Consider the following 1,814-nt stretch of genomic DNA (forward strand, 5'->3'; position numbering starts at 1 on the left):
AAATTTGATAAAGTAAACAAAGAAGGTGCCAAAGCATTTGCTGACTTCTTGTTGTCAAGCGAAGGCCAAAGCATTATCAGCACTTTTGGCAAAGACAAGTATGGTCAGCCATTGTTTACTGCTGATGGCGGTAAAACGGAAAAAGATTTTGGCCTATAGGGTAAAGGGATAATTATGGACAATATCTGGCAGGACCCAGAGATACTGGCGGTTACACTTTTGACCATTAAAGTGTCAGGAATAGCTACAATAATAAGTATTATCTTGGGGATACCACTTGGGCTATGGTTAGCACTCAACGATTTTCCCGGAAAAAAAGTTATTGTCAGTGTGGTCAATTTTGGCATGGGTCTACCGCCAGTTGTCGTGGGATTGGTCGTTAGTTTAATGCTCTGGCGGTATGGGCCGCTTGGTATGCTAGGAATTATGTATACGCCTTGGGCGATGATTATCGCCCAAGCTGTTATTGCCAGCCCTATTGTTGCTGGATTATCATTTGCTGCTATCGGCAGCCTAAACCCAAAACTACGTTTGCAACTCTTATCGCTTGGGGCTTCTAAATGGCAGGCTAATATGATTTTAATTCGTCAGGCCAAACTAGGATTATTAGCAGCCATTATGGCCGGTTTTGGCGGTGTAGTGTCCGAAGTTGGCGCTTCCATGATGGTAGGTGGCAACATTAAAGGCCAGACTAGGGTTTTAACTACTGCTACCGTTATGGAAGTAGGTAAAGGCAATTACGATATTGCTTTGGCACTTAGCTTTATTTTATTAATGGTAGCATACGGTATTGTTGCCGCTTTAACTTACTTGCAAAACCGGACGGCCAAATAGCAGGGCGGGGGACTATGGAGAATAACATTGTAGAATTGGAAGGAATTAAGGTATACCGTAACCGACAGCTAGTACTAGATATTGAAAAACTATCTATCAGGGCAGGAGAACTGGTGGCATTGTCGGGCGCTAATGGTGCGGGAAAGAGTACGCTGTTACAGGTACTCAACTTGCTACTGCCCTATCAGCAGGGGAGACTTACTTTATTTGGTCGGGATGCCGCTAAAAGCGGTCTGGAAACTGCCCGACGCTATAGCTCGCTGATGTTTCAGGAAACTCTGCTTGTTCATGGTACCGTATATGATAATGTTGCTTTACCTTTGAAATTTCGCAACTATCCCTCTGCACAGATAAAGCAACAGGTAGTAGAAGCGCTTACCACCTTTCAGTGCCAGCACCTGGCAAAACGTCAGGCTAACCAGCTTTCTGGGGGTGAGTCGCAGCGGGTAGCTCTGGCACGGGCGCTGGTTTTTAGACCCAAATTATTGTTGTTGGATGAACCTTTTGCCTCGTTGGATATGGCTTCACGGACAGCCATTTTAGCAGATTTAAAGCAAGTAGCGACATCACATAAGTTAACGGTGTTACTTGTCAGTCATAATTTCAATGATGTACTGTACTTTGCCGATAGAGTGGTAGTACTAGACGCTGGTCGAATTATTCAGGATGCTTCTCCGGAGGTTGTACTTCGTCGTCCAGCTACTCAAACGGTTGCTAATCTTGTAGATATGGATAATATATTGCCGTGTCAAGTGGAGGATTTCGGGCAAGAAGTGGTGGTGCGTTTGCCTGGCGGTATTGAGTTTAGGCAAAGTACTCCGGCTCCACCTAAGGTATCGGCCTGCTGTTTGCCAGGGGATGCTCTTTACATCCTCAATGAAAGTTCGATATTACGTCGTCAGCCGCTTATCACGGTTCATGGCACGATTGAAGAAATTACTCCAGGCGTAGGAGCCTATAAAATTAAAGTTGGAACCGGA

The 1,814-nt window shown here is 45.0% G+C and carries 2 protein-coding genes; both read left to right on the forward strand.

From position 1 onward, the window contains the following. Window positions 1-174: 174 nt before the first annotated feature. Window positions 175-834 carry an ABC transporter permease gene (locus AC29Z1_RS13255; RefSeq protein WP_488271930.1) on the forward strand — a complete coding sequence of 220 codons (660 nt, stop codon included), beginning with the start codon at window positions 175-177 and terminating at the stop codon, window positions 832-834. Between the two features lie 14 nt (window positions 835-848). Then, on the forward strand, window positions 849-1,814 hold a 966-nt coding region (locus tag AC29Z1_RS13260; protein WP_488271931.1), incomplete at its 3' end, for an ABC transporter ATP-binding protein.

This window comes from Sporomusa sp. (assembly GCF_057736855.1).